General features: G+C 47.4%; 27 protein-coding genes. 5 read left to right on the forward strand and 22 right to left on the reverse strand.

All coding sequences use genetic code 11. The features are described from left to right. Positions 1–59: 59 nt before the first annotated feature. Positions 60–689, forward strand: coding sequence for a class I SAM-dependent methyltransferase (locus KNO94_RS11230; RefSeq protein ID WP_214779745.1), 630 nt, complete (start codon positions 60–62; stop codon positions 687–689). A gap of 108 nt (positions 690–797) precedes the next feature. On the opposite strand, the gene KNO94_RS11235 is transcribed toward KNO94_RS11230, so the two are convergent. The 7 genes from KNO94_RS11235 to KNO94_RS11265 all read right to left on the reverse strand — a co-directional run bounded on the left by KNO94_RS11235 (position 798) and on the right by KNO94_RS11265 (position 6,323). Next, the gene (locus KNO94_RS11235; protein ID WP_214779747.1) at positions 798–1,736 is read right to left on the reverse strand and encodes a sensor domain-containing diguanylate cyclase; all 939 of its coding nucleotides are present in this window, start codon (positions 1,734–1,736) and stop codon (positions 798–800) included. 142 nt (positions 1,737–1,878) lie between these two features. Continuing rightward, positions 1,879–2,157 carry a hypothetical protein gene (locus KNO94_RS11240; protein ID WP_031422288.1) on the reverse strand — a complete coding sequence of 93 codons (279 nt, stop codon included), beginning with the start codon at positions 2,155–2,157 and terminating at the stop codon, positions 1,879–1,881. A 57-nt stretch (positions 2,158–2,214) separates the two neighbouring features. Beyond that, positions 2,215–3,264 (reverse strand): C45 family autoproteolytic acyltransferase/hydrolase, encoded by a 1,050-nt coding sequence (locus tag KNO94_RS11245; RefSeq protein WP_214779749.1) that lies wholly within the window; start codon positions 3,262–3,264, stop codon positions 2,215–2,217. A gap of 63 nt (positions 3,265–3,327) precedes the next feature. Next, positions 3,328–5,064, reverse strand: a complete 1,737-nt coding sequence (locus KNO94_RS11250) for a methyl-accepting chemotaxis protein (protein WP_214779751.1) — start codon at positions 5,062–5,064, stop codon at positions 3,328–3,330. A 95-nt stretch (positions 5,065–5,159) separates the two neighbouring features. Continuing rightward, positions 5,160–5,615: a hypothetical protein gene (locus KNO94_RS11255; protein ID WP_214779753.1), complete on the reverse strand. Its 456-nt coding sequence runs from the start codon at positions 5,613–5,615 to the stop codon at positions 5,160–5,162. Between the two features lie 11 nt (positions 5,616–5,626). Beyond that, a complete protein-coding gene (fabZ, locus tag KNO94_RS11260; protein WP_031422282.1) occupies positions 5,627–6,049 on the reverse strand; it encodes a 3-hydroxyacyl-ACP dehydratase FabZ in 423 nt (140 codons plus the stop codon). 13 nt (positions 6,050–6,062) lie between these two features. Next, entirely contained in the window at positions 6,063–6,323 is a 261-nt protein-coding gene (locus KNO94_RS11265) for a DNA-directed RNA polymerase subunit beta (protein WP_214779755.1), read from the reverse strand. Between the two features lie 194 nt (positions 6,324–6,517). On the opposite strand from KNO94_RS11265, the gene mscL reads away from it, so the two are divergent. Then, complete coding sequence (gene mscL / locus KNO94_RS11270; protein ID WP_214779757.1) at positions 6,518–6,898, forward strand: large conductance mechanosensitive channel protein MscL; 381 nt, start codon at positions 6,518–6,520, stop codon at positions 6,896–6,898. Between the two features lie 16 nt (positions 6,899–6,914). On the opposite strand, the gene KNO94_RS11275 is transcribed toward mscL, so the two are convergent. The 4 genes from KNO94_RS11275 to KNO94_RS11290 form a co-directional block, all read right to left on the reverse strand. Next, on the reverse strand, positions 6,915–8,018 hold the full coding sequence (locus KNO94_RS11275; RefSeq protein ID WP_214779759.1) for a glycerate kinase family protein: 1,104 nt from the start codon (positions 8,016–8,018) through the stop codon (positions 6,915–6,917). A gap of 58 nt (positions 8,019–8,076) precedes the next feature. After that, positions 8,077–8,859, reverse strand: coding sequence for a flagellar hook-basal body protein (locus KNO94_RS11280; protein ID WP_214742076.1), 783 nt, complete (start codon positions 8,857–8,859; stop codon positions 8,077–8,079). Positions 8,860–8,870: 11 nt separating this feature from the next. Beyond that, on the reverse strand, positions 8,871–9,644 hold the full coding sequence (locus KNO94_RS11285; protein WP_214779761.1) for a flagellar hook-basal body protein: 774 nt from the start codon (positions 9,642–9,644) through the stop codon (positions 8,871–8,873). Positions 9,645–9,741: 97 nt separating this feature from the next. Next, positions 9,742–11,697 (reverse strand): HAMP domain-containing sensor histidine kinase, encoded by a 1,956-nt coding sequence (locus KNO94_RS11290; protein ID WP_214779763.1) that lies wholly within the window; start codon positions 11,695–11,697, stop codon positions 9,742–9,744. A 188-nt stretch (positions 11,698–11,885) separates the two neighbouring features. On the opposite strand from KNO94_RS11290, the gene KNO94_RS11295 reads away from it, so the two are divergent. Then, positions 11,886–13,667 (forward strand): sensor histidine kinase, encoded by a 1,782-nt coding sequence (locus KNO94_RS11295; protein WP_214779772.1) that lies wholly within the window; start codon positions 11,886–11,888, stop codon positions 13,665–13,667. After that, positions 13,648–14,427, forward strand: coding sequence for a response regulator (locus KNO94_RS11300; RefSeq protein WP_214779774.1), 780 nt, complete (start codon positions 13,648–13,650; stop codon positions 14,425–14,427). Before KNO94_RS11295 ends, KNO94_RS11300 begins: the two co-directional genes overlap by 20 nt. Positions 14,428–14,490: 63 nt before the next feature. Here the strand turns inward: KNO94_RS11300 and KNO94_RS11305 are convergent, their stop codons facing one another. After that, on the reverse strand, positions 14,491–15,252 hold the full coding sequence (locus tag KNO94_RS11305) for an SDR family oxidoreductase (protein WP_214779775.1): 762 nt from the start codon (positions 15,250–15,252) through the stop codon (positions 14,491–14,493). A gap of 219 nt (positions 15,253–15,471) precedes the next feature. Between KNO94_RS11305 and KNO94_RS11310 the strand changes: the two genes are divergently transcribed. Beyond that, the gene (locus tag KNO94_RS11310; protein WP_251125952.1) at positions 15,472–15,843 is read left to right on the forward strand and encodes a VOC family protein; all 372 of its coding nucleotides are present in this window, start codon (positions 15,472–15,474) and stop codon (positions 15,841–15,843) included. Between the two features lie 48 nt (positions 15,844–15,891). Here the strand turns inward: KNO94_RS11310 and mreB are convergent, their stop codons facing one another. From mreB to atpF, 10 genes are all read right to left on the reverse strand, one after another. After that, entirely contained in the window at positions 15,892–16,878 is a 987-nt protein-coding gene (mreB, locus tag KNO94_RS11315) for a rod shape-determining protein (protein ID WP_214779777.1), read from the reverse strand. An 81-nt stretch (positions 16,879–16,959) separates the two neighbouring features. Then, on the reverse strand, positions 16,960–18,261 hold the full coding sequence (murA, locus tag KNO94_RS11320; RefSeq protein ID WP_214779779.1) for a UDP-N-acetylglucosamine 1-carboxyvinyltransferase: 1,302 nt from the start codon (positions 18,259–18,261) through the stop codon (positions 16,960–16,962). A 238-nt stretch (positions 18,262–18,499) separates the two neighbouring features. Further along, on the reverse strand, positions 18,500–18,718 hold the full coding sequence (locus tag KNO94_RS11325) for a DUF1146 family protein (RefSeq protein WP_214742082.1): 219 nt from the start codon (positions 18,716–18,718) through the stop codon (positions 18,500–18,502). A gap of 200 nt (positions 18,719–18,918) precedes the next feature. Then, positions 18,919–20,109, reverse strand: coding sequence for an EAL and HDOD domain-containing protein (locus KNO94_RS11330; protein WP_214779781.1), 1,191 nt, complete (start codon positions 20,107–20,109; stop codon positions 18,919–18,921). A gap of 149 nt (positions 20,110–20,258) precedes the next feature. Then, positions 20,259–20,669 (reverse strand): F0F1 ATP synthase subunit epsilon, encoded by a 411-nt coding sequence (locus tag KNO94_RS11335; RefSeq protein WP_214742084.1) that lies wholly within the window; start codon positions 20,667–20,669, stop codon positions 20,259–20,261. A gap of 28 nt (positions 20,670–20,697) precedes the next feature. Next, entirely contained in the window at positions 20,698–22,116 is a 1,419-nt protein-coding gene (gene atpD / locus KNO94_RS11340; RefSeq protein ID WP_285800718.1) for a F0F1 ATP synthase subunit beta, read from the reverse strand. A 35-nt stretch (positions 22,117–22,151) separates the two neighbouring features. Continuing rightward, complete coding sequence (gene atpG / locus KNO94_RS11345; RefSeq protein ID WP_214742085.1) at positions 22,152–23,009, reverse strand: ATP synthase F1 subunit gamma; 858 nt, start codon at positions 23,007–23,009, stop codon at positions 22,152–22,154. A gap of 36 nt (positions 23,010–23,045) precedes the next feature. Further along, positions 23,046–24,554 (reverse strand): F0F1 ATP synthase subunit alpha, encoded by a 1,509-nt coding sequence (gene atpA / locus KNO94_RS11350; RefSeq protein ID WP_214742086.1) that lies wholly within the window; start codon positions 24,552–24,554, stop codon positions 23,046–23,048. Between the two features lie 18 nt (positions 24,555–24,572). Continuing rightward, positions 24,573–25,106 (reverse strand): F0F1 ATP synthase subunit delta, encoded by a 534-nt coding sequence (locus tag KNO94_RS11355; RefSeq protein WP_214779783.1) that lies wholly within the window; start codon positions 25,104–25,106, stop codon positions 24,573–24,575. Then, positions 25,106–25,633 (reverse strand): F0F1 ATP synthase subunit B, encoded by a 528-nt coding sequence (gene atpF / locus KNO94_RS11360; protein WP_214742088.1) that lies wholly within the window; start codon positions 25,631–25,633, stop codon positions 25,106–25,108. The genes KNO94_RS11355 and atpF overlap by 1 nt, the downstream gene beginning before the upstream one ends. Between the last annotated feature and the right edge of the window lie 32 nt (positions 25,634–25,665).

The raw sequence follows: 25,665 nt of genomic DNA on the forward strand, positions 1-25,665 counted from the left end.
TGACTCCTTTGTCTCATCAATATGCTACAATCAAGCTACTTTCAAAGTGAGGTGACAGTATGCTCCCGCAAGTATTCAAAAACTGGGTAGACAGTCAGTATGAAAATCCACGCGGCCCCGTCGGAAAATATATCGGGGAAAAGATGGTGCGCCAACATCGCATCGAAGTCGAGTGGACAATCGAGCAGTTACAGATGCATCCAAATGCCACCGTTCTCGAGCTCGGATGTGGGGCCGGTGATGCGATGGCGACGATTCGCCATAAACGTGATGATGTGTCCGTGATCGGGCTCGATCGTTCAAAGACAATCATTCATTCAGCGCGAAAACGAAATGACGCATCTATTCAAACAGGACGTGCTCATTTCATTCAAGGAGATCTGCATCAACTTGAAGTGGCAGACGTATCCGTCGATCACGTGTTTAGCATTCACACGCTATATTTTTGGGAAGAGATCACGACCGTCCTGTCTGAAATCGAACGTGTCTTGAAACCGAATGGTACATTCGTTATCACGTACTGCGATGGAAAAGGCGATGTCGAGTGGACCAGCATTTCCGATATGGTTCAGGATCGATTTATTCCCGAAGCGATCAACCTCGGATTTGAGGATGTGTCGGTACAACGAGGACCGGACTCCCGTGATTATCATACGGTCGCCGTGATGGGGCATAAACCGAATCTTTAATTATTACCCGTTTTTTCATTCGATTCTTTCACGACAATCGGTTCCTTGTTGCTGAATGCAAAAACAGAGGCTAAACCAATGACAATCCATCGGTTTAGCCTATTGGTGTTATTGATCAAATTGATATGTGTTCTTCCCGCTCGCTTTCGAACGATACAGCGCAACGTCTGCTTCTTTCAACAATCGACTAAGTTCAGGCTGAACGTCAGGTTCATATTGAACAATCCCAATACTCGCTGACAACGGGAGATGGTCGTCCCATGCTTTCAATACAGACAAGATCTGTTCAGCATACTCAATGACAGCCGCTTTTGATAATGCGTGTACGATTTTAATTAGAAATTCATCTCCGCCTAAGCGATACACTTTTGAATCAGGAACCGGCTCCATCAAACGTCTCAGACGAAGCGCCACTTCTTTCAAGACAAGGTCTCCTTCATCATGACCGAATGTATCATTCACCAATTTAAATCCATCTAAATCGATGAGGAACAATGCCCCTCCTTGATTCGGATTCGTCTCAAAGTAGTTGTACAGGTAATGTCGGTTATAAAGATTTGTCAGTTCATCCCGTGAGGCACGACGTTCGAGTTCTAAATAATAACTAAACATACGAACCACGCGCTTTAACAAGCGGACACTTTTTGAATCGTACTGAGCACTTTTGTGATTGGCGACACAAAGCGTCCCGAAAATATCCCCGTTCTTCGTCAGGATTGGGATTCCCAGATACGATTTGATGTTCACTTCGCGTAATAACGATTGGAGTCGTGTTGACTCGATTTGTTCTTCGATATCTTCATACATTAAGACTTCTCGCTGATTGAAATCAATTCGATTGCACACCGTATCTTTCAAATCAAAAGACATGCCTTCTTCAAGTAGGATGGGAGAATCCTGTGACGATAGTTTGAGTATATGCTGGACGTCATTCTCAATTGACGTAAGGTAGACTAGTTTATCTGGTACAATCTCTTTTGCTAACTCAATCAAGTCAATCGCGAGTTCATCAAAATTTCGATACATTTGAAACTCATATGAGTGCATATGGCACCTCCACGCTAAAAATCATCCATATTCATTATATCGAACTCTTTCATCATTTCCTTTACCACCATCGAACAAAATAAAAAATACCTCAGACGTCGGATTGGATTCCCTATGTCATGAGGCATTTCATATAATCAAACTATCCCCGACTCTTCCGCGTCAACGTCAATCCTCCAAATCCACTGATGACGGCGATATAAAATCCTAAATCATAGAACCAGCCGGTATTGTTCACTTCATACACGCGATATGTGTCATTGAACAATCCTAAAATGAGTGACACCGGCGCAATCCATCCGTGCCAGATGCCCCAGAAAAAGCCTGCCGGGTCCGTCGTGTACGTCCCGTCTCCGGGTACACAGCCACCTAGTAATGTGACGAGCGTCAACATCATGAAAATGATTCCAATTCGTTTCATCGTTCATCCCTCCTGTTATGTGTATTCCCGATTATCGAAAAAAAGCACTGACAAACGTCAGCGCCACAATTGGACCGTGTTCGCAAACTCGATATCTGTCGCCAGTTCCCCGTCAAGCGCATGGATGTCGAAGTCTTCCCCATCGAGCCATTTTTGGAAATCAAAGATGACCGGATCGCGGTCTCCGCCTAGCGCGAACCACGTCTCGAGCGTTTCCGGAAAATAGGCTGCTGTATGAATCGTCCCCGCCCAGCTCTTGTACAATTCTGAAAAGACTCCTTTGTCAGTGTCGTTCATGAGACGAAACGCGCTCTCTGCATCTTGAATCAAGTGTTGCACGACCTTGATTTCCATCATGCGACGCGTGGAATCATCGAGATGATAGCGATTCTCGTGTTGCAGTAGTTCGAAATGGTTGGTACATATATTGGATTCTCGTACTTGTATATCTCGTGGTGTCGCCTCAATCACGCGTGTCTTCGACGACTTGTCATGGACAACATACGTGAATGACCCTCTGTGTGGAATCTCTTTTAATAAATCGACCGCTTCTTCCACGGTCGCGCACGTTTCAAGAATAATTCGACCGATCATCTGGCAGACGAATCCGTCCCCCGGTCGACGACGATTGATGAAGTTATAGCCCATGGCGAGCCCTTTTTCATTCATCCCGTCCATACGTCCGGTGACGCGAGAGACCGGTCCGATGACCGCGTACCCGTCATCCGGTTGAAAGACGTTGTAGCGACCGTCATATGTCATCGGGTGATAGTCGTAATTCCGGACAAGGAAATTGTCTCCGGTCAAAATCGAACATCCACTGATTGGATTATTGACGCGGAAATGTCCGAAATGGAGCAACGTATCGTTGAGAGACAGTTTGAGTTCATCTTGAAGCCCAATCAACTCTTCCCAAATCTTCGGGGCAAATTCATCAAAGGCAGCTTTCGCCTCTACCGCATCAATCTCAAATCGGGGGACGCGCAGTTTCCATTGGTCCGTCCGATTCTCGAGTAGTTGGCTTCGCTTAATATATTTCCCTTGAAATCGTCCGAAGTCATAATGACTTCCCCGAAATTGTGTCAGTTCACTAGAGAATTGTTGCATGAAAAAACCTCCCTTGAGCCCATTATAGCGGACGCACGAGAGGTCTGTCTGAAGTGAGACTGTTTATAACTTGAACTGTTGACTCATTCGTTGCATGTCTTCTGCCGTGCTCGATAAATCTTTGACGAGGCGATTCATCGTTTCGCTCGTCGCCGACATCTGTTCTGTCGAAGCGGCCACTTCCTCGTTTCCGGCCGTACTCTCTTCTGAGATTGAGGCGATTTCAGACAATCCATGTTGAATGTGGTCCTGGTTCGTCTTCACTCGATCGAGTTGACCGCGCATCGAACCCGTCAACTGTTGCATATGACGAACGCTCTGTTCAATTTCCGTGAAGGCTCGCTTCGTTGATTCAAGCGTCGCTTTGCCTTCCTCTGCAGCCGTCATACTTTCTGTGAAGGTTTGACCGAGTGCAATCGAGTTCTGTTTGACGCTTCCGACGATTTCTGAAATTTCACTGACAGACTCGGCAACACTGTCCGAAAGTTTGCGAATCTCCGATGCGACGACCGCAAATCCTTTTCCATGCTCGCCGGCACGGGCGGCTTCGATTGCTGCGTTCAAAGCAAGCAAGTTTGTCTGTTGTGAGATTTGACGAATCATTGTGACCAGTTCCGTCACTTCGTCCGCTTGCTGTTCAAAATCGCGCACTTGTCCTTGTGATGTTTTTACTTGCGCATGGATATGTGTCATCTTGTGAACGGCATTCTCCATGTAATGGAGACCGTCCATCGTCACCCGACTGACGACTTCCGCCTGCTCGCTCACTTGTTCCCCGTCTGACGTCGTCTGTTCGACGAGACTCGAGAATTCGTTCATATGTTCGTACAAGCGCATCGTCAAGACGCTTTGGTTTTCCACGCCACTTGCGATTTCTTCCATCGTATAGGCGATTTGACGAGAGGCATCATTCACCTCTTCTGAAATACCCGAGACGTTCCCACTCTCATCCCGTACCGTTTGTGCCGACGTTTGAATTCCGGAAATCAAATCTTTTAACATATGGGTCATCTTGTCCATCGAGACTGTCAAACGTTTGATTTCGTCATTTGATTTCAATTGAATGTTTTCAACCTCTGTTGTCGCAGTCGCCAAGTCTCCTGCAGCAATCGATGTCGCCACTCGCTCCAGTGATCGGAGTGGATTCAACTTCCAACCGAGGTAGCGCCAAATGATAACTCCGGATACGGCAAGTAAAATGAGAAGTCCGATCAAGATTGGAGGTAAGCTCTCCTTCAAGACATCACCTGTAATGGCTTCGATTTCAGTGGCGGCCTTGTCGATTCCGAGTACTCCGATTACCTCATCGCCTCGTTTGATTGGAACAAGGATCGTAACGTACTTGCCATACTCCGCGTCATCGATCACATTGGTCGTGACCGTTTCTCCTTTAAATGCGGCTTCTGCTCCTCCAAATGTCATCGCTGTCGTTGGGGTACCGATGTCAGCTGCTTCTTCTGGACTCATGCCATCAACAATGATTTGTACTTCTTCGCCCTCCGTAGCAAGCGTATATAGATACATGGCTCCGATTTGTTGACGATATGTATTTAAATATTCTCGCAGTTGTTCGAATTGCTCACCCTTGACTGGATTCGTCATAAATTCGGCATACGTGTCAGCATCTAGTTCAGCACTAATTCGCTCTCCATCTTCAATCATAGCTTCATGCAACGTACTGAGTACAGCATGTTTCGCACTGAAATATTGCACTACTCCGAATGCGATTATGAGCAAGGTGACAAAGACTAACATCGCTGCTAAAATCCGTGTTTGCAACGATTGCGATTTTTGTTTCATTCTAATCCCTCCATTTTTTCCTTGCTTTATTTATCGGATGGATTTGAGTATATCTCCACAAAAAAACAGACGATTTTCGACAAAATCGTCTGTTTCTACTTCATATTTGTCGAATCAATGACTTCAAGTGGAATCGTGACCTCTGCTTCGCCTTCCTCTACGAGATGGAAGAGTGGCAGAGTTTCGGAGATGAACAAATCAGGATCGACATCTGTTTGATATTCATACGTACGAATATCTTCTTCCCGCTCTGCAATCAGTTCCCCAAATGGAATCGCGACTCGTTCACCTTCGACCTCATAACTCATGACCGTTGTCGGATCGAGACGGCGATTTTCAAGCATACGAATCGTGAAGAGCATCGTCGTGTTGTTCGTCCGTTCAAGTGAGACCGCCATCGCATCGGACTGCCCAGCCCGTTTCTCAATCATCGTCTCTCCCACGTTTTGCTCATATACAACATTCTCATCGTTCGACTCTTTTGTTTGAAATTGTTGACAGCCCACAATCGTCATTAAGCCGACTAGTAATACAATGACTAAAGCACGCATCCCATTTCTCCTTACTTCAAGGCGAAAGTGAGTTCTGCTTCACAAGCAACTTCTCCATCGACCGTAGCCACGGCACGTCCTTTACCGATCGGACCACGTATTTTCATGATTTCTACCTCGAGGCGAAGCTGATCACCTGGGACGACTTGGCGTTTGAAACGACAGTTGTCAATCCCTGCGAAAAAGGCAAGCTTGCCTCGATTCGATTCGTCTTTCAACATCGCAAAAGCACCGACCTGAGCGAGTGCCTCAACAATCAAGACGCCTGGCATGACGTTATAGTCTGGGAAATGCCCGTTAAAGAACTCTTCGTTCGCCGTGACATTTTTTAATCCGACAGCACGTTTCTTTTCTTCGACTTCAATAATTCGATCAATCAATAGAAACGGGTATCTGTGTGGGATCACTTCTTTAATTTGCTCAATTGTATACATCCATCCACCGCCTTTAAGAGGTTAGCCAAAAATCGGTGATATGGCGCCAGGTTTCGATATCAAACACATCTTTCCAGTCCCCTCCGCCAATGACGCTATACCCAATAATCGCTCCAATGGCGAGCATTGCGATTGCCAACACTAAAACAACGAGGACCCGGAGTAAAATCGGGAATCGGCGATGATTTGATAATCGCGATCGTTTTTTCTGCTCCGTCTCTTGTTCTGGTGAACCTTTTTGTTCTTCCGAACTTGTTTGTTCATCGTTCGCCACGTCCAACCATCCTTTCAGCTAAAATGATTATATCATATTAGTACCTGGTATTAAAATGCGTAAATTGCTACCTTTTTAGTGTACCCTATGCACAAATGCCGAACAAGCATCCTTCCCTGACAGAAGGCGAACGATTTTTTCCTTTCGCTCTAAATATGATACGCTTAATCTATTCAATGTCAGGAGGTTTGTCTATGTGGAAAGAATTTAAAAAGTTTGCGATGCGAGGGAATGTCATCGACTTAGCCATCGCTGTCGTATTAGGGGCTGCCTTCACAGCAATCGTCAACTCACTCGTCAACGATATTTTTATGCCGCTTCTCGGAATCATTATCGGAGGAATCGATTTTTCTAGCTTAAAAGCGAGTGTATTAGGTGTTGATGTCCTATACGGCAATTTTATTCAACAAATCGTCTCGTTCTTCTTGATCGCCATCGCGCTCTTCTTGATTGTCAAAGTGATCAATCGTCTGCAACGTGAGAAAGAAGTCGAGGAGGCCGTTGCCCCAACCCCTACTAAAGAAGAGCAGTTGTTGACCGAGATTCGTGATCTGCTAAAAGATCGTTCTTTATGAATGCGAAGGCGCCCGACTACTGTCGAGGCGCCTTTTCAATGACATGACGTACGCGTTGGACCGCATTCGTCAATAGTGGAGCTGCTTCCCAAATCGCTTCTTCTAACGTCATAATCCTCGACACGATCGGGAATATTGCGATGATTCCAGATTCTAGATGAGAGGTGAAGTCAGACTGTCCGGTGAAAACAAGTGTCGGAACTCCATGCGCATGCGCAAGCCGCGCCAAGCCGTAAGGGGCCTTTCCTTCAAGACTCTGCGCATCAAATTTCCCTTCACCGGTGATGAGCCAATCTGCGCTCTTGATTTGCTCTTCAAATTTTGACCACCTGACTACTTCTTCGATACCACTCACATAGGTTGCGCCAAGCTGCAATAGCGCAAAGCCGATACCGCCAGCTGCTCCTGCTCCAGGAAATGCTCTTTTATCCATTTCAAAACAGTTCGCGTAGTAATCGAGAATCCGGTCGTATCGCCTCACTCCATCTACCGCCAACCCTTTCTGGGGTCCAAACACATACGCTGCCCCGCTTTCACCAATCAATGGGTTCTGTACATCGGATGCGATTCGCCACTCGACCTCACGTACCCTCGGATCGAGTCCCGACCAATCAATGGATCTTACGTCTTGAAGTCGATGCGGGATGGATGGAAGGACGCTCCCCGACGCATCAAGGAAACGAATCCCTAGCACTTCAAGCATCCCTTTTCCACCATCTATCGTCCCGCTTCCTCCAAGTCCAATCGTGATGACCGTCGCTCCTCGCTCTAGCGCTTGAACGATCTGATGCCCGACTCCGACTGAACTGTAGCGCCAAGGATCGACGTGGGAGAGGAGCGTCAGTCCTGTCGTTTCCGCCACTTCGATGACCGCATGCCGCGTTGACGGATCGAAACCGAAGCGTGCAACGCGATGTGTCCCGTCCAAACACATGATGTTTTCTTCTATGACGGTCCCATCCGCATGCATCGCAAGCCAGGCGTCCAAAAATCCTTCTCCCCCATCAGAAATCGGAATGCACGTGACATCATGACCTACAAGTGCTCGACTGACCGCTTGATTGGCTTCCCCACTCGAAAGTGAGCCTTTGAATGAATCCATCGCGACCACAATCCGCATCGCCCGTTCCCCTCCTTACTATAAAAAAGCCGCTTCTCGGCTTGAGAAGCGGTATGCGTTATGGTCGTAATGCCGTGACGAGGCCCATCATTTGATCACTCATCGAAAGAGCACGTGAGTTCATTTGATACGCTCGTTGCGTAATCGTCATATCCGTCATTTCTTTTGTCAAATCGACGTTAGACGATTCTAGTGTCCCTTCAATCAACAGATTTCCGAGCGGACGATCCACTTCGGTCTCCAAATCCGCTGCAAACACGTTATCTCCGAGTGGACGTAATTCCGACGTGTTTCGGACTTCCACGATGTCGAGACGTCCGAACTCTTGTTCCACGCCGTTCACACTCGCCACGACGACACCGTCTTGACGAATCCGATGATTCGTTGCGTCATTCGGCATCGTGATCGGATTGCCGTTATCCCCAAGAAGCGGATTACCGTTCACATCGACGAGCGTCGTCTCGTCACCGACCGATAATTGCATGTTTCCGCTTCGTGTCACCCCAACGCCATTCGGTGTGTCCACGACGAAAAATTGACGGCTCGCCTTCAAAAAGACGTCCAATCCGCGATCGGTCGTACGCACTTGTCCGATGTTGAACTGCTGGGTGATATCGGCGACGTGTCCACCGACTCCGATTCGAATTCCGTTCGGTGTGTCTCGTCCGACTTCAAATTCAGGGCGTGGTTGATTGTTATACGCTTGTGATAGCAGAGAAGCAAAGTTCCCTTGTTGGCGCTTGAAGCCGACCGTATCAACGTTCGCGATGTTATGACCGGTCACATCCAATTGACGTTGAAGTTGCGACAGCGAGTTGACCGAGTTATAAATGGACTGCATGGTGTTCCTCCTTAACGAATACGAGCGATTTCGATTGCTCGCTCGGCACTTTTATCATACGCTTGGACGACTTTTTGATTCGCTTCAAACTGACGATACGTCATCATCAAATCTGCCATCGTCTGATCGAGGTTGACGTTCGCTTCTTCAATAAATCCTTGTAGTACTTCGACCTGGGCCGGTGCCGGCGCATCCCCCGTCACACGCCAGTCATTCCCGACTTGTTCAAGCGTCGTCAAGTCATCGATTTGATAAGCGCCGAGCGTCGCCACATTTTGTCCGAGAGAAGTGATGGTCCCATCTTTTCCTACTTGAAACTCACTCGATGGAAGTTGAATTCGTTCTCCTTCGTCAGAAAGGATATAGCCGCCGTCCGCAGAACGAAGGAAGAGCGCCTCATCGATTGAGAAGCGTCCATTTGTCGTATATAACGTCTCGCCGCCTTGTTCGACTGCAAACATCGGAGCTCCTGTAAAATCGGTAGGGGCCTTTAAATAAATGTCGGTCGGGCTACCAGATTCAGTGATACTTCCAGCTGAGAAACGAGGCATTGTTTCTTGAAGATAAACACCCATCGATAAAGTCCCTACTTCTCCCTTCACGCGCGATTTCGCGTTATCCGGATTGCTGACTTGTGCGAGCAGCATCTCTGGGAACGAACGAACCACGCCGTCAGACGCTTTGAAGCCTGGTGTTCTCACATTACCAAGGTTATTGCTCAAAATCTCTTGTTGGCGCTGCAGGGCATTCATCGCTCCAGCTGCTGTATATAATCCGCGTAGCATAATCGTCTTCCTTTCATCCTGTAACATGATTCACTCTCTATATCGTACCAAACGAGCGTGACATTCACCGTTTTTTCAAAAAAAGTTCATCCCAAAATTAGGATGAACTTTCTTCGTTGACATGATCGACCATCGGTAACTCGACAATCATCGTCGTTCCTTCTCCAAGTTGAGATTGAACAGAGATGGTACCACCGTGCAATTGAACGATTTCTTTACAGATCGCTAATCCTAATCCGGTTCCACCGATGCGTTTACTTTCTTCCGAGGCCGAACGATAAAACTTATCAAAGATTCGCGTCGCATCTTCTTCAGAAAGACCTAACCCTTCGTCCGTGATTCCGACTCGAATCGAATCACCTTCACACGTGACATCGACCGTCACATTCCCACCGTTTGGTGAATATTTGATGGCATTGTTCAGGATATTTGAGAAGACTTGACGCAATTGGGCCGGATCTCCTGCGACGAATAGCGATTCGTCACAATCAAAATGGAAGAAATGATGTTCCGTCGACCCTGCATGAATCTCTAGCAAGTCAGATAGTAAATCATACAAACTCTCCACTTTAAATTCCGGTGCTCCCATCCCTGCCTCCATTTTTTGAACATCTAACAAATCACTGACAAGGCGCTCGAGACGTTTCGTCTCACTCGCAATCATGTCTAAATAGCGTTCTCGTTTCGCGTTCTCCAATTGACGGCTTTTGAGTAGTTCTGAAAAACCGAGAATCGAGGTAAGAGGCGTCCGCAGTTCATGGGATACTGTCGCCACAAGTTCCGTTTTCAAGCGATTGATTTCTGTTTCCTGGGTAATATCTCGTGACACGAAGATGACACCTGCGCGTTCATTTTGAAGATCAATCGGTTCGGCATACATGCGAATCGTTTTCTGACCATCCTGCATCGTATACGTGAACGTTTCGTCGAACATGCCTTCTTCTTTGGCACGCTTCGTGAACTGATTTAGTCCCTCTTTGTCGTCAATCTGATTCATGAACATCGGGTAATACATCGCAATCGGGTATAAACTGCCCCGTTCAGTCGTTGGAATCGGATGTTCGTATAAGTCAAAGAGCGCACTGTTCCCAAAACGTTCATTCGTTTTGAGTTCCGTGTAGACGATAGAGTCGCGCATCGTATGCAAAATCCGGGCAGTCTTCTCACGTTCGAGGTCTACTTGATCTTGTTGATTCCGAAGTGAAGTTGCCATCTCGTTGAATGCTTTAGATAATTGCCCGACTTCATTTTTTAATGGTTTGATGGGAATGAGCGTTGCGCTCGGATTACTCGCAAGCCGCTCACTGTTCATCATGAGTGTCTGTAATTGATTTGTCAGTCTTAGGATATAAGGCTGTAATCCCACAAACAGCAAGAAGAGTGCCCCGAGTAGGATCAAGATCCACATCCACTGGGCCTTCACTAACTGTTTCGAGAGCGCATCGCGTAATTCGCTCTCCTGAAAATCAAGATTTTGTCGGTAATCGGTAAAGACAGATTCCATATCGACGATACTCGCACTCATATCCGCGGCACTACTTGAATTTAGTTTGAAACGCGTCTGTGTGGACGTTTCATTTTTCGGCATGAATTGTCCGACGGTGCGCATTTGTAGAAAGGATTCATCAATCTCTCCCGCTTGTTTTGCGATCACGTATTGTTCAAGTGCCGGCATGACACGGGTCGTGTATATCGAGAAGAGAAGTCTCGCATCTTTTGCGAACTGTGTCTCGTCTTCGTTGCTAGCTTGTGTTTCAAACCAGGTCGTCTGTTCATCAATGTTCGTTTGAGCTGCTCGTACTTCCTCTAATAGAGCACTTTCTCCTAGCAGGACGTGCCCTCGTAATTCATATTGCATCGATTGCCACGTTTCAAACAAGTCTGTCGCCCGTGCACGTTGCTCACTGATTCGTTCTAATTGGACGGTCGTCTCTTGAATCGACTGTTGGGTATAAAAATAGGTCCCAACCGAGGTAAACGTCACTAAAGCAATCAATATATAGAAAATCGTCAAGACTTGTCGACTAATGCGTTGCTCAATCCAACGTTTCATGGAATGCCTTCTTCCTTCGCTCTTAGAATGCCTCACTTCGTACGGTGAATGACTTTTTCTGTTCAAACAAAAAAAGTTCGGGTACGATGATGAGACGGAGAGTCACTTCAAAAAAATCCATTCACCTAATAGGAAGAATAACGTAAGGACCTCACAAGAAACTCACAAAGATTGAAGGGAATGTGCACATGACGCGTAATCGAATGACGTTTATCTTCATCCTTGTGATGTTGATTGGCGTCAGTCTCACTTTATTAATTCGACATCAGTCGATTAACCCAATCGCTACCGTGAATAAGGGCGAAGCTTCTCTTCTCTCCTCTTCTGTCGACGAAGAGATTTTGCGACTAGACGGCTCATGGCGGTATGAGTCAGGAATTGTTAACCAAGTTGATCGCCGCTCGTATCGAACCATTCCATTTACAACGCCTTATCGGGCATCCACATATGAACTCGACCTCACGTTACCAACCGGAACGTATGCCTTACTCATCCCAAAATCACTATCATCCTCGACGATTTTGATTGATGGGGAGGCTGTCGAAACGACACAAATCGGAAACACTCGCCTCGTCGAACAGCCGTCTCTACTTTTGCTCGATGATGAGACAAAACAATTCCGACTGACGATTCAACATGAACGACAGGCAGGGAATTCCGCACCTATCGAAGAAAGTATATTGGTCGGACCGTTACATGCCATCATCACCACTCAAAATGCTTATGCTGGCTACGAATTTTTCATGTTGCTCATTTCACTATTGATTGCCATGTTCTATGCCATCGTGTATATCTTTCACCGAAATGAACGCTTGTACGGTTTCGGGACAGCCTTCTTTTTATTGACGAGTCTTTCCATCATGTCTCGAGACGGCATGTGGATCTCCAGCAGTGACAAGTTGACGTTAAGTTCAGCCTTACTGAGCATCATCATGTTGATTGAATTTTCGAGATGTTTGGAACGTGTATCATTTGACCGGTTTTTAGCCATTTCGAGATATCCGCTGTACGGATTGACTGGTTTAGCCATCCTCTTGCCTTCTTCCGTTTACGAAGTGTTCGAATATTTCGTATGGATGATCGTTTTATTTATCACGTTCTTCTGGGTCGGATTGAACATCGGATGGCTTCTTGAAAAGTACAAAACAGGCAATCCGCTAGAATTATTAACTTTCACGCTCGCCCAGCTCGTCGGGTATATCGGAATTATGACGTCGATGTTCATCGTATCGCCTAATCAGCAGCTGTACGCCAATACGTTTACTATCATCTATTTCCTGTTGATGTTTTTACTTCTACCGATTCACTTATCTACGGACAAAAAGAAAAAGCAACAAGTTGAAGCACTGGCCTCTCAGCATGAGATGTCCTTCTTTAATGCTCAAATCAAACCTCACTTCCTATACAATACGTTTGGGAATGTGATTGCACTCTGTTATACGTCTCCACCTGATGCGGCTCGTCTACTCAGTCATTTGAGCACTTACGTCCGCTTCATTTTTGAAAATGGTCGAACGGAAAACGAGATTTCCATTCGACAAGAGGTGGATATGATTGACTCGTATCTCGCCATTGAACAGACGCGGTTTCGCGATTCGTTCGAGGTCGTCAAAGAAATTGATGAATCTCTTTTAGACTGTTCCATCCCACCGTTATTGATTCAGCCACTCGTTGAGAATGCCGTTCGACATGGACTCTACCGACACCCTGGTCAAAAACGGCTTATCCTTTCCATTCAAGAACAAGGCGGAATGATTGTGATTCGTGTTCAAGATACAGGAAGTGGATTTGATGTAGACGTATCAAACAAAACATCTGGGATTGGGATTTGCAATATTAAAAATCGAATCGAACACATTCATGGTGCAACGTTTGACTTAACTTCTACCTTAAAAAAAGGCACCATCATTCATCTGCGTTTACCAAAACAAGAAAGGACGAATCACATCAATGCGTACGATTTTAATTGAAGATGAACATCATCTCTTAGGAATGATGGAGCGAATTGTAAAAGAGGAGCCTTCTCTTGAGTGGGTAGGCTCGTTCCAAAGCCCAACTAAAGCCCTTACCTTTATTCAAGAGCATCCGGTCGACCTCGTCTTTTTGGATATCGAAATGCCTGAAATGACCGGGCTCGAATTGGCAACCTACTTGCCCGAACGGACGCAAGTCGTCTTCACGACCGCCCATCAGCAGTATGCCGTTGAGGCGTTCAACCTGCATGCCACGCATTACTTGTTAAAACCGATCACAGAGCAGATGATTCATAACGTCATCCCACGTATTGTGCAACGTTATGAATCCATTCAACAAAAAAACGCGCATCAATCTTGTCGCATTCAACTCCTTGATCGATTTTCGGTACGGACGCAAGATGGGAATCTTGTCAAATGGCCAACGCAAAAGACAGAAGAGGTCTTCGCTTATTTGGTCTATCACCGAAAACAAGTGATCAACAAATGGGTGCTCGCTGAAACGCTTTATCCAGATATCGACGAACCACAACGTGCCTTACACAACGTATATAATGCCATCTATCGCTTAAAGAAAACATTGGCGGAACATCAGCTAGACATCACGGTAAAGACAATCAACAATGGCTATTCAATCGAGCTTGGTGACTCCTGTGTGTGTGACTATTATGAATGGCTCGATGCGAAAGACGCTTCTGTTTCGAAGACCGAAATCAAAAATCGTTTATTTGTTGATAAAGATTATAAATGGCATTGAAAAAGGCATCTCACCGTCGAAGTGAGATGCCTTTTTCTTGCTGTATCGATCAAACGTTCTCTATTAGCGCCCAGTGAATCCTCCGTCGACGTGAAGATGTTGACCATTTACCCATGCGCCGTCTGGTCCCATCAGGAAAGCGACGAAGCGAGCCGTATCTTCAGGCGTCCCCACTCGCTTGTAGGGAAAAAGTGGTAGCAAGTGTTCGCGAAGTTCGTCATTGATCCACCCCGTATCCGTCGGGCCCGGATCGAGCGCATTCACCGAAATGCCGTATTCTCCTACTTCGTTCGCCAACGCAGGTGTGATGGCAATCAATGCACCTTTCGTTGCGATGTAGGCCAGGTTGTTCGCATCCGGTCCTCCCGAAACGAAGAACAGGATTCGCCCGTCTTGATATCCCGCTTGTTTATAACGTTCGATAAATGCAAAGGTGAGTCCGAGTGTTCCTTCGTTATTCACTTTATAATGCCGACTCAATACGTCGGTCGTAAAGTTCGCGACGTTGACGTGTCGCTCATAGGTCGCGTTATGAATCAGCCTGCTCGGAATCCCGAGCTTGGCTTCAATCCGATTAAGTAGCCCGACTTCGTCACCCGAGGCTAAGTCATACGCCTCATGTTCGACACGGGCACCCTGTTCGGTCAACTCTTGAACGAATCGTTCGATGAAGTCTCTCTCTTCCCCGATTCCGTCGGTCGCGTCAAACGGACTCCAGTGTGTCAAATAAAGGTCGTGCCCTTCATGTGCTAGTTTTCGTGCAATCGCAGCTCCGATGCCTTGATTACGACTGACGCCCGTAATGAGTGTAATTGGTTTGTTCATCATGTCCTCCGATTCTATTTGTTTGTCCTGTTTAGTTTATTAATGAATCGGTGCCATCATGATTCCCCTTCCCTTGATTATTGCTTTCATTATATCTCACTCTCCTCAGAATAAATCCATTCCATAAGCTGTTTTCAATTATAATAGAGATAGTTTTTTACTTGCTTCTGTACATATCACCCTTCCACAAACTACTACAGATTGAAAGGACTGATTCGAATGAACTTGATTCAAGGTATTGGACAAATCTACATTCCCGTCAAAGAGTTAGATCGAGCGATCACATTCTATCGAGACATCCTGAAACTACCTCTTCTTTTCCAAGCGGGAACGCTCGCGTTTTTCAATTGCGGTGGCATCCGCCTCATGTTATCTCCTCCTGAAAATGAAGATTTCGCAACATCGAGTCCCATTCTTTACTTGAGTGTTGAATCCATCGATGACGCTTATGCTCAGTTGAAAAATGTAGGGGTGTCCTTCATCGATCAGCCTCATCTCGTCGCCAAAATGGACACAACAGAAACGTGGATGAGCTTCTTTCGAGATTCAGAGCATAATCTTCTTGCGCTCCTATGCGAAAAGACAACCTAATAGCGTCTGAAACAAAACAAGCGACCGCTCGCGCGGTCGCTTGTTTGTTTATTTCAATCGATCTAAGTTTTCGAGCATGATTCCCGTTCCATGGGCAACACTGAGTGTCGGCTCCTCAGCCATCATGACCGGCAACATGACGCGTTCTGCGACAAGTTGGTCAAGACCGTGAAGGAGTGACCCCCCACCTGTCATGATGATGCCGCGGTCGATGATATCCGCTGCGAGTTCAGGAGGTGTCTGTTCAAGGACACGCTTCGCTGCTTCGACGATTTCATTGGCTGATTCCGCCATCGCTTCACGAAGCTCTTCTGATGTAATGGTCACCGTACGTGGCAATCCACGTACCATGTCACGTCCACGAATGTCCATCGATTCGTTCCGTCCTCCTGGGAAGACCGTTGCGATTTCTTTCTTGATTTGTTCTGCCGTACGTTCTCCGATGATGAGCTTGTGCTTCTCTTTGATGGCACGAAGGATATCCGTATCGAAACGATCCCCTGCAATCTTGATGGTCTCACCACAGACGATGTCACCCATCGACAGGATGGCGACGTCTGTCGTCCCACCACCGATGTCGATGATCATATGACCGACTGGCTTCCAAATGTCCATGCCTGAACCGACAGCTGCCGCTTTCGGTTCGACGGCGAGGAAGACTTCCTTCGCTCCTGCTTTTTCAGCAGCCTCACGAATGGCTTTTGCTTCAACCGGCGTCACGTTCGCAGGGGTACAAATCAACATGCGAATGCCCCCGAAGAAGCCACGGACTTGGATTTTCTCGATGAAGTGACGGAGCATTTCCTCTGTTGTGGCGAAATCGGCGATGACTCCGTCGCGGAGAGGACGGATCGCCACGATATCCCCAGGTGTACGACCAACCATCTCATACGCTTCTGAACCGACTGCTAGTACTTTCCCTGTAGAGCGTTTCATGGCAACGACTGAAGGTTCGTCTAAGACGATTCCTTTCCCTTTGACGTGAATGACAACGTTCGCTGTCCCTAAATCAATCCCGATATCTTTTGAAAACATGATGTATAGGTTCCTCCGTTCGATTCTTCATTGAAAAGAGCGAGAAGAGTCTCTCCTCGCCCTCTCATTCGTACTCGTTTCTTAGTTCTGAACCATTTCTTCAGCAACTTCGACAGTTCCTTCAATACGCTCGATGTCTGCACCGAGTGCTTGAAGTTTCTTGTGGAAGTCAACGTATCCACGGTCGATATGATATAAATCTCCAACGCGTGTCTCTTCTTCCGCGATGAGACCTGCTAGAATAAGTGCTGCTCCGGCACGAAGGTCCGTTGCGACAACTTCCGCTCCCTGGAGGCGTACGCCACCTTTGACGATTGCCGAGCGTCCTTCAATCTTAATGTCCGCGTTCATACGGCGGAACTCTTCCACGTGCATGAAGCGATTCTCAAACACCGTTTCCGTGATGACAGATGTGCCGCCCGCTTTCAAGACGAGTGCCATCATTTGTGACTGCATGTCTGTCGGGAAACCAGGGTGTGGCATCGTCTTCACGTCGACCGGCTTCAATTCGTCCGGTGCCATGACGCGCATGCCTTCAGTTGTATCCTCAAAGTGGACACCCATTTCTTCCATTTTTGAAATGAGTGGACGAAGGTGTTCACGTTCCGCACCGATGACTTCGATGTCACTACCTGTGATGGCACCTGCAACGAGGAACGTACCTGCTTCGATGCGGTCTGGGATGATTGAGTGTTCTGCACCGCGAAGCGTTTCCACACCTTCGATGCGGATTGTTTCAGTTCCTGCACCGCGTACGTGTGCGCCCATTCCGTTTAAGAAGTTCGCAAGGTCGACGATTTCAGGTTCTTTTGCAACGTTCTCGATGATGGTCGTACCCTCTGCAAGTACAGCTGCCATCATGATGTTCTCTGTCGCACCAACAGATGGGAAGTCCAAGTAGATTTTAGCACCTTGGAGACGCCCTTCTACAGAAGCTTCCACGAATCCGTTCCCGATGACCGTTTTCGCGCCCATCGCTTCGAATCCTTTTAAGTGGAGGTCAATCGGACGTGAGCCGATTGAGCATCCGCCTGGCATCGCTACACGAGCGTGACCGAGACGGGCAAGAAGAGATCCCATGACGAGGATTGAAGCACGCATCTTCCGCACGTACTCAAGCGGTGCTTCATCTTTGATGTCGCCCGACGCATCGACAGTTACTTCATTCTTTTCTTCATTGAACGATACCTCTGCACCGAGGTGACGAAGTACTTTGTTAATCGTGTACACGTCAGCAAGACGTGGTACGTTTTGTAAAATTGACTTTCCTTCGCTAGCTAACAGAGTGGCAACCAATGTTTTGAGTACGGCGTTTTTTGCTCCCTCAACGCGCACAGTACCTGACAGTTTACGTCCTCCACGGACTACGATCAAATCCTTCATATCTCTCTTTGTCCTCCAACTTCATTGTTTTTTTATATAGTGCGTCGATATCCGATTCCGGATGTGATGATGTCGATTATTAGAATGGTTTGCAAAACGTGATGATTTTCATTCCATAAAAAATGAAATAAATAAGTGCAATTGGAACGAATAATCACCATGTCAGACGAATTTATCCTACATGATATTCATATAGGAGTCGTTACAGCAGGATTACAGTTTGTTAAATATTCTGCGACTACTGTATAGGTGCGAGTGCCTGCGCCAATCGGATATACTCCAAAAAGAACTGGGCAATCAGCGAACCGAAGACAACCGCTACGAGAACGCGCAAGACAGCAGCCTGCGGGCTCCTCACTTGATTGAGCAACTTGTCCCATTTGACGGGTAACAGTGCCCACCAAGCGACGTAAATCGCTATGACATAAATCGCTAGCGAAAATACGGTATTGATCATCGACGATTCCCCTCTTTTCTAAAATTCGTACCATTTTTAATCATATCATGTCATGTTAGAGAAAAAAAGACTTAGGGTCTTAAGCTTCGAGCGGTTCGAACCATTCGATCAACTCACTTTCTCTACAAGCACACCAAAAGGGACGTCATCAGCAGTAAGGCCTTACTACAGTAATTGACGCCCCTCACATATTTCAAACATTATTCAATCGATTCGTCAAGGCTACGAGACCAGCGGATCGCTTCAACGTAATATTGAGACCAATCCGAATCTGTGTTATGGAGCGGAATCGTCAACTGTTCGTAGGCGATCACATCCTCTAACAACTTTCGCAAACTATTCTGTTCACCGAGTAACGCTGCCTTTACAGGAGGTGTCACCGGAAGCTCCGCAATCAACGTCTGCATCGCCTCATCGAGAATGACATCGAGCGACGAAAAAATTCCAGTGATGAATGCGTCGAATGGTGACACACTTGTCAATGTATCTTCCGCAATCAACTCCATCATTTTTCCGCGGATGACACTCTGCTTGATCAGTTCTTTCGATTCAGACGTCTGCATCTCCCGTAAGAGCATCAAGTACGACCATCGTTTCAACTCATCTAGTCCGATTCGTGCGACGGCTTGCTCGATTGATTCAACCGTTCGACGACCTTTTTGATACACCGTATTGACCGTACGGAGCATCTTATAGGATAAGTCGACACTTCGCTCAATTTGCGCTGAAATCCGTCGAAAACTCGGTTCCGGACGATCGAGCTCTTTTAATATTTCATTGAGCGTGTGACGCAACGGATGGACTTCGGCCCCGTGCACCACGATGGGACGACTAAAGAAGTATCCTTGGAACATCTTATATCCGAGTCGTTTCGCAATCTCGTACTCTGCCGGGGTTTCAATTTTCTCTGCTAAAAATTCGACCCGATGGCCAAGTGCATCGATTAGTTTTTGTTGCTGATCGACTGGGGTCGCTTGATAATCGATTTTAATGATGTCGGCAAGTCCAATCAAGGGACGGTATTTCTCTTCAAAAACGAAATCATCCAATGCGATGGTATAACCTTGACGCCTTAACGAACGTAGGGATTGCAAGACTTTTTCTGTCGGCTCAACATGTTCGAGCACCTCGACGACGAGCGATTGGCGAGGAAGGAGCGATGGCACCTCCCCTTCAATTAACGTCTGAGGAAAGTTGATGAACGCACGTGTCCCCTCTGTCAATTCCCGAAAATTGAAGACAAGATAGGCATTATGAATGACGTCAGCCGTTGCTAACGAATCGTCTACATTCTCAAAGATATTATTTTCGCTGCGGCGATATAACAATTCATAGCCGCAAACGCGTAATTGTTGGTCAAAAATTGGTTGTCGCGCAACGTAAACTTTCATTCCTCAATCTCCTTTACGGTAGTTCCCACCTTTATTATCGGCTTTCTTTCCTATATTTTTTACTAGTCCGACCATTTAGGAGTGCGACCAAAGACCTATCTTTCGTGAGAACAAAAAAAACTCCCACACTTTGGTGTGGGAGTGCTTACTTAATCGTTCATCTCGCGAATGCTCAAGCGGTTGATTGCTTTTTTGAGCGCAAGTTCTGCACGACGGAATTCGAGTTCTGAGAGCTTTGTGTCTTGGAGACGGCGCTCAGCCCGAACTTTCGCCGCAGATGCGCGGTCATAGTCAATCTTGTCCGCCATTTCGGCTGTTTCAGCTAAGATCGTCACCGTGTCGGGACGAACTTCCATGAAACCGCCACTGATTGCGATCAGCGTGCGTCCACCATCTTCGTGGCGCAGTTTGAGGACTGAGACATCCAGTGGTGTTACCATCGGTACGTGTTTCGGTAAAATCCCGACTTCACCTGCGACCGAGCGTGCAATCACCATGCGTGCCTCACCTTCGAAGGCTGCACCATCCGGGGTGACGACGTTGACGTGAAGTGTATTCATCGTCTAGTTTCCCCCTTCCGCGTAGGTCTTAGACCAACGTCTTCGCTTTTTCGATGACGTCTTCGATTGGACCGACAAGACGGAATGCATCTTCTGGAAGATCATCGTGTTTACCATCGAGGATTTCTTTGAAGCCGCGTACAGTCTCTTTGACCGGTACATACGAACCTTTTTGACCAGTGAACTGCTCGGCCACGTGGAAGTTTTGCGACAAGAAGAACTGAATACGACGTGCACGGTGTACCGTGAGTTTGTCGTCTTCTGATAATTCATCCATTCCGAGGATTGCGATGATATCTTGGAGTTCTTTGTAGCGTTGTAGCGTTTGTTGAACGTCACGCGCAACAGCATAATGCTCTTCGCCTACGATTTCAGGAGAAAGGGCACGTGATGTTGAAGCGAGTGGGTCAACGGCTGGGTAGATCCCCATCTCAGAGAGACGACGCTCAAGGTTAGTCGTTGCATCAAGGTGAGCGAACGTTGTTGCTGGAGCCGGGTCCGTATAGTCATCGGCTGGTACATAAACCGCTTGAATCGATGTAACCGATCCTTTTGCAGTCGATGTGATTCGCTCTTGAAGCATACCCATTTCAGTCGCAAGCGTTGGTTGGTAACCTACCGCTGATGGCATACGTCCGAGAAGGGCCGATACCTCAGAACCTGCTTGTGTGAAACGGAAGATGTTATCAACGAAGAGAAGAACGTCTTGTCCTTGCTCATCACGGAAGTATTCTGCCATTGTCAAACCAGTCAAGGCAACACGAAGACGTGCACCCGGTGGTTCGTTCATCTGACCGAATACCATTGCTGTTTGTTTAATAACGCCTGAGTCCGTCATCTCGTGGAACAAGTCATTTCCTTCACGCGTACGCTCACCGACTCCTGCGAATACAGAAATCCCGCTGTGCTCTTGCGCGATGTTGTTAATGAGTTCCTGGATGAGGACGGTTTTCCCTACACCGGCACCACCGAAGAGGCCGATTTTACCACCTTTGATGTATGGTGCGAGAAGGTCGACGACTTTAATCCCTGTTTCAAGGATTTCAACTTTCGTTGAAAGCTCATCGAATGTTGGTGCTTGACGGTGGATTGGTGACCGAAGCACGTCTGCCGCCACTTCTTTATCATCGATTGGGTTACCGAGTACGTTGAAGACGCGTCCTAATGTCGCTTCTCCGACCGGTACTGAAATCGGTGATCCTAAATCAATTACTTCCATGCCGCGGCGAACGCCGTCGGTTGAGTCCATCGCAATCGTACGGACCGTATCATCGCCAAGGTGAACAGCTACCTCGAGCGTCAAGTCAACACTGACATCTTCCGATGAAGTCGCAACGTGTGTGACTTTAAGGGCGTTATAGATGTTTGGTAAGTGGTTTTCGAACTTAACGTCGATAACTGGGCCCATGACTGCGACTACGTGGCCTTTCATGCCGTATTCGTTCATCGTGTTAGCCTCCTACAATCTAGAGGGCGTGCGCCTTATTCAAGCGCCGCCGCACCTCCGACAATCTCTGTAATTTCTTGTGTGATCGCTGCTTGACGCGCGCGGTTGAATTTGAGCTTGAGTCCGCGAATAAGTTCATCCGCATTATCTGTCGCATTCGACATCGCCGTCATCCGAGCTGCATGCTCCGATACTTTCGCATCGAGTAACGCACCATAGATGAGTCCTTCCGCATACCGCGGAAGAAGCGCCGCTAAGATCGTGTCTTCTTCTGGTTCGTATTCGTACACCACATTAGATGCAGATAATTCGATATTCCCGAGCGGGAGCAATTGTTGAATCTTCACTTCTTGGCTGATGACCGAGATGAATGAGTTGTAGCAAAGCTTCAATTCATCAATCTCGCCTTCGCTGAAAGCACCGACCGTCTGTTTAACGATTTCAGATACTTCCACGAAAGATGGTTGGTCGTTCAATCCTGTCATCGCGCTATACACCGGAATGTTGCGTGATTTAAAGAACTGAACACCGACTTTCCCGATGACATAGAGACGATACTCATCTGTCGAGTTATGGTTTGCCTTGAGTTCACGATAGACGTCACGAAGGACACTAGCGTTATACCCACCGGCAAGACCACGGTCTGACGTGATGACGATATAGCCTGTTCGTTTAACGGGACGAACTTGAAGCATCGGGTGCGTCGCACCTGACGTACCGCCGGCGATCGACGAGACGACTTCTTGCAACTTGTTCATGTACGGTTTGAAGTTGGCGTTGTTGCCTTGGGCACGGTTCAACTTCGATGCCGACACCATGTTCATCGCTTTCGTGATTTGCTTCGTGCTTTGGGTCGAGGTGATCCGCATCTGGATCTCACGTAATGATGCCATTTCGATTCACCACCTTAATAGACGCTCGTCACCGGATTAAACCGATGGCGAGAACGTCTTTTTGAATTCCGTAATTGCATCGATCATTGCCTCGTCTGAAGGAAGGTTTCCTGTCTGACGGATTTCGCGACAAAGATCTGCACGGTTTTGGTCGAGCCATGCGTTCATTTCTTTTTCGAAACGACGTACGTCTTCGACTGGGATGTCATCGAGATGACCTTTCGTGAGTGCGTAGATGATGATGACTTGCTTGTCTACAGAAAGCGGTGCGTTCAAGTCTTGTTTTAAGACTTCAACTGTGCGCTGACCACGGTTCAACTTCGCTTGCGTTGCTTTGTCAAGGTCTGACCCGAACTGAGCGAACGCTTCGAGCTCACGGTATGATGCGAGGTCAAGACGAAGTGTACCAGCAACTTTCTTCATCGCTTTTACTTGTGCCGAACCACCTACACGCGATACCGAGAGACCGGCGTTAATCGCTGGGCGTACCCCAGAGAAGAAGAGGTCCGACTGAAGGAAGATCTGACCATCCGTGATCGAGATAACGTTTGTCGGGATATATGCTGAGATATCCGATGCTTGTGTCTCGATGAACGGAAGTGCAGTCAATGAACCACCGCCGAGTTCGTCGTTCAACTTCGCTGCACGCTCAAGAAGGCGTGAGTGGAGGTAGAAGACATCCCCTGGATAGGCTTCGCGGCCTGGAGGACGGCGGAGAAGGAGCGAGAGCTCACGGTAAGCTGCCGCTTGTTTCGATAAATCATCATAAACAACGAGGACGTGTTGCCCACGGTCCATGAAGTATTCACCCATCGATACACCCGCGAATGGTGCGAGGTAAAGAAGTGGTGCCGGTTGTGAAGCCGATGCCGAAACAACGATTGTATAGTCGAGTGCGCCGTTTTGACGAAGCGTTTCAACTACGCCACGGACAGTCGATTCTTTCTGACCGATCGCAACGTAAATACAAATCATGTTCTCTTCTTTTTGGTTAATGATCGTATCGATCGCAACCGATGTTTTACCTGTTTGACGGTCACCGATGATCAACTCACGCTGACCACGACCGATTGGAACGAGGGCGTCAATCGCCTTAATTCCTGTTTGAAGTGGTTCGTGAACCGATTTACGAGCCATAACGCCGTAAGCTTTACGCTCGATCGGGTTATAGTTGTCAGTCACGATTGGTCCAAGACCATCGATTGGTTGTCCGAGTGGGTTGACGACACGTCCGAGGAGTGCCTCACCGACTGGAACTTCCATGATGCGACCTGTACGTTTGACAGCGTCGCCTTCTTTGATGCCTTTGTAATCGCCAAGGATGATAATCCCGACGTTACCTTCTTCTAAGTTTTGCGCCAAGCCCATTACGCCGTTCGAGAACTCTACGAGTTCCCCCGCCATAACGTTATCGAGACCGTGTGCACGAGCGATTCCGTCACCTACTTGAATGACAGTACCTGTCTCACTGACTTCGAGGTCTGAACCGTACGAAGCGATTCGCTCTTTTAGCAGGGCGCTAATTTCTTCAGCTTTGATTGTCATTGAATTCACCCCTATTTCTTACGCATTCAACAATTCACGCTCAAGGCGTGTCAATTTCGTTTCGATTGTATCATCGTACGTCGTGTATCCGACTTGGACACGAAGTCCACCGATGACTTGTTCATCGACGACGTTTTTCAACTGGAGCGTCTTACCTAACTTCTCTCCGAAGACGAGTTCGACGTCTTTTAAGTCTGATTCTGATAATGGGTAAGCACTCGTGACAATACCCTCTGCGATTCCACGGAAGTCGTTGATGTACTCAAGGACAAAGTGTGGGAGCGCCCGTACTTCTTCAGCACGATCGTTTTCGACCATCACAAGCAACGTATTCAATACGATTGCCGTCATATCACCAAAGCTATCTTTTAACAGCTGTGCAAGCTCGCTGTCGCTGAATGATGGATTCGTCAATACGTTCATCAATTCAGGCGTCGCGTGGAGCACTTCATCGAGCAGGCGCACTTCCGCTTCGACTTGGTCGAGCATCTCTTGTTCGCGCGCTAAGTCGAAGAGCGCTTTGGCATAACGTTTTGCTAATGATCCGTTCATTAGTTAGCGCCTTTCGCCTTAGACAAGAAGTCTGTGACGAGGGCACGTTGTTTCGCTTCGTCGCCTTTAAGGTCAGACTGAAGGACGTGGCGTGCTGCCGAAATCGCTTGTGTGACGACTTCGGTTTGAAGCGCTTGTTTCGCAAGTTCACGTTCGCGATCAATCGCTTTTTCTGCCTCGACTTTAATTTGTTCTGCTTCCATGCGCGCCTGCTCCACCAAGCGTGCCTGTTCAGCTTCTGCTTGTCGACGACTTGAATCGAGCATTTCTTTCGATTCAACACGTGCCGCACTAAGTGCTTCACGTTGTTCAACGACATATGTTTCCGCATCTTTGCGGCTCTTTTCAGCGAGCTCAATTTCATTCGCTACATACTCTTCACGCTGTCTCATCATTCCAAGGAGTGGTCCCCAAGCAAATTTCTTCAACAGGGCCAAGAGTACGAGGAATGTGACAAGTGTAAAGATCATATCTAGGACGCGAAGGCCTTCATGACCTGCTTCCGCTGCAATCATCATCGTATCCATGCATACCCTCCTCTTGACTAAATAAGTGAGGG

It is taken from the genome of Exiguobacterium sp. s22 (genome assembly GCF_018617455.1).
In the GTDB taxonomy this organism is placed as follows: Bacteria; Bacillota; Bacilli; order Exiguobacteriales; family Exiguobacteriaceae; genus Exiguobacterium.

Bases quoted from the DNA above. Each gene is read 5' to 3' on its own strand.
- mscL (WP_214779757.1), top strand. From the start codon at position 6,518: ATGTGGAAAGAATTTAAAAAGTTTGCGATGCGAGGGAATGTCATCGAC.
- KNO94_RS11335 (WP_214742084.1), bottom strand. From the start codon at position 20,669: ATGAATACACTTCACGTCAACGTCGTCACCCCGGATGGTGCAGCCTTC.
- KNO94_RS11275 (WP_214779759.1), bottom strand. From the start codon at position 8,018: ATGCGGATTGTGGTCGCGATGGATTCATTCAAAGGCTCACTTTCGAGT.
- KNO94_RS11240 (WP_031422288.1), bottom strand. From the start codon at position 2,157: ATGAAACGAATTGGAATCATTTTCATGATGTTGACGCTCGTCACATTA.
- KNO94_RS11245 (WP_214779749.1), bottom strand. From the start codon at position 3,264: ATGCAACAATTCTCTAGTGAACTGACACAATTTCGGGGAAGTCATTAT.
- KNO94_RS11330 (WP_214779781.1), bottom strand. From the start codon at position 20,109: ATGAAAGTTTACGTTGCGCGACAACCAATTTTTGACCAACAATTACGC.
- KNO94_RS11285 (WP_214779761.1), bottom strand. From the start codon at position 9,644: ATGCTACGCGGATTATATACAGCAGCTGGAGCGATGAATGCCCTGCAG.
- KNO94_RS11305 (WP_214779775.1), bottom strand. From the start codon at position 15,252: ATGAACAAACCAATTACACTCATTACGGGCGTCAGTCGTAATCAAGGC.
- KNO94_RS11250 (WP_214779751.1), bottom strand. From the start codon at position 5,064: ATGAAACAAAAATCGCAATCGTTGCAAACACGGATTTTAGCAGCGATG.
- fabZ (WP_031422282.1), bottom strand. From the start codon at position 6,049: ATGTATACAATTGAGCAAATTAAAGAAGTGATCCCACACAGATACCCG.
- mreB (WP_214779777.1), bottom strand. From the start codon at position 16,878: ATGTTTTCAAAAGATATCGGGATTGATTTAGGGACAGCGAACGTTGTC.
- atpG (WP_214742085.1), bottom strand. From the start codon at position 23,009: ATGGCATCATTACGTGAGATCCAGATGCGGATCACCTCGACCCAAAGC.
- KNO94_RS11255 (WP_214779753.1), bottom strand. From the start codon at position 5,615: ATGCGTGCTTTAGTCATTGTATTACTAGTCGGCTTAATGACGATTGTG.
- KNO94_RS11310 (WP_251125952.1), top strand. From the start codon at position 15,472: ATGAACTTGATTCAAGGTATTGGACAAATCTACATTCCCGTCAAAGAG.
- murA (WP_214779779.1), bottom strand. From the start codon at position 18,261: ATGAAGGATTTGATCGTAGTCCGTGGAGGACGTAAACTGTCAGGTACT.
- atpF (WP_214742088.1), bottom strand. From the start codon at position 25,633: ATGGATACGATGATGATTGCAGCGGAAGCAGGTCATGAAGGCCTTCGC.
- KNO94_RS11290 (WP_214779763.1), bottom strand. From the start codon at position 11,697: ATGAAACGTTGGATTGAGCAACGCATTAGTCGACAAGTCTTGACGATT.
- KNO94_RS11325 (WP_214742082.1), bottom strand. From the start codon at position 18,718: ATGATCAATACCGTATTTTCGCTAGCGATTTATGTCATAGCGATTTAC.
- KNO94_RS11230 (WP_214779745.1), top strand. From the start codon at position 60: ATGCTCCCGCAAGTATTCAAAAACTGGGTAGACAGTCAGTATGAAAAT.
- KNO94_RS11355 (WP_214779783.1), bottom strand. From the start codon at position 25,106: ATGAACGGATCATTAGCAAAACGTTATGCCAAAGCGCTCTTCGACTTA.
- KNO94_RS11300 (WP_214779774.1), top strand. From the start codon at position 13,648: ATGCGTACGATTTTAATTGAAGATGAACATCATCTCTTAGGAATGATG.
- KNO94_RS11235 (WP_214779747.1), bottom strand. From the start codon at position 1,736: ATGCACTCATATGAGTTTCAAATGTATCGAAATTTTGATGAACTCGCG.
- atpA (WP_214742086.1), bottom strand. From the start codon at position 24,554: ATGACAATCAAAGCTGAAGAAATTAGCGCCCTGCTAAAAGAGCGAATC.
- KNO94_RS11295 (WP_214779772.1), top strand. From the start codon at position 11,886: ATGACGCGTAATCGAATGACGTTTATCTTCATCCTTGTGATGTTGATT.
- atpD (WP_285800718.1), bottom strand. From the start codon at position 22,116: ATGAACGAATACGGCATGAAAGGCCACGTAGTCGCAGTCATGGGCCCA.
- KNO94_RS11280 (WP_214742076.1), bottom strand. From the start codon at position 8,859: ATGCAGTCCATTTATAACTCGGTCAACTCGCTGTCGCAACTTCAACGT.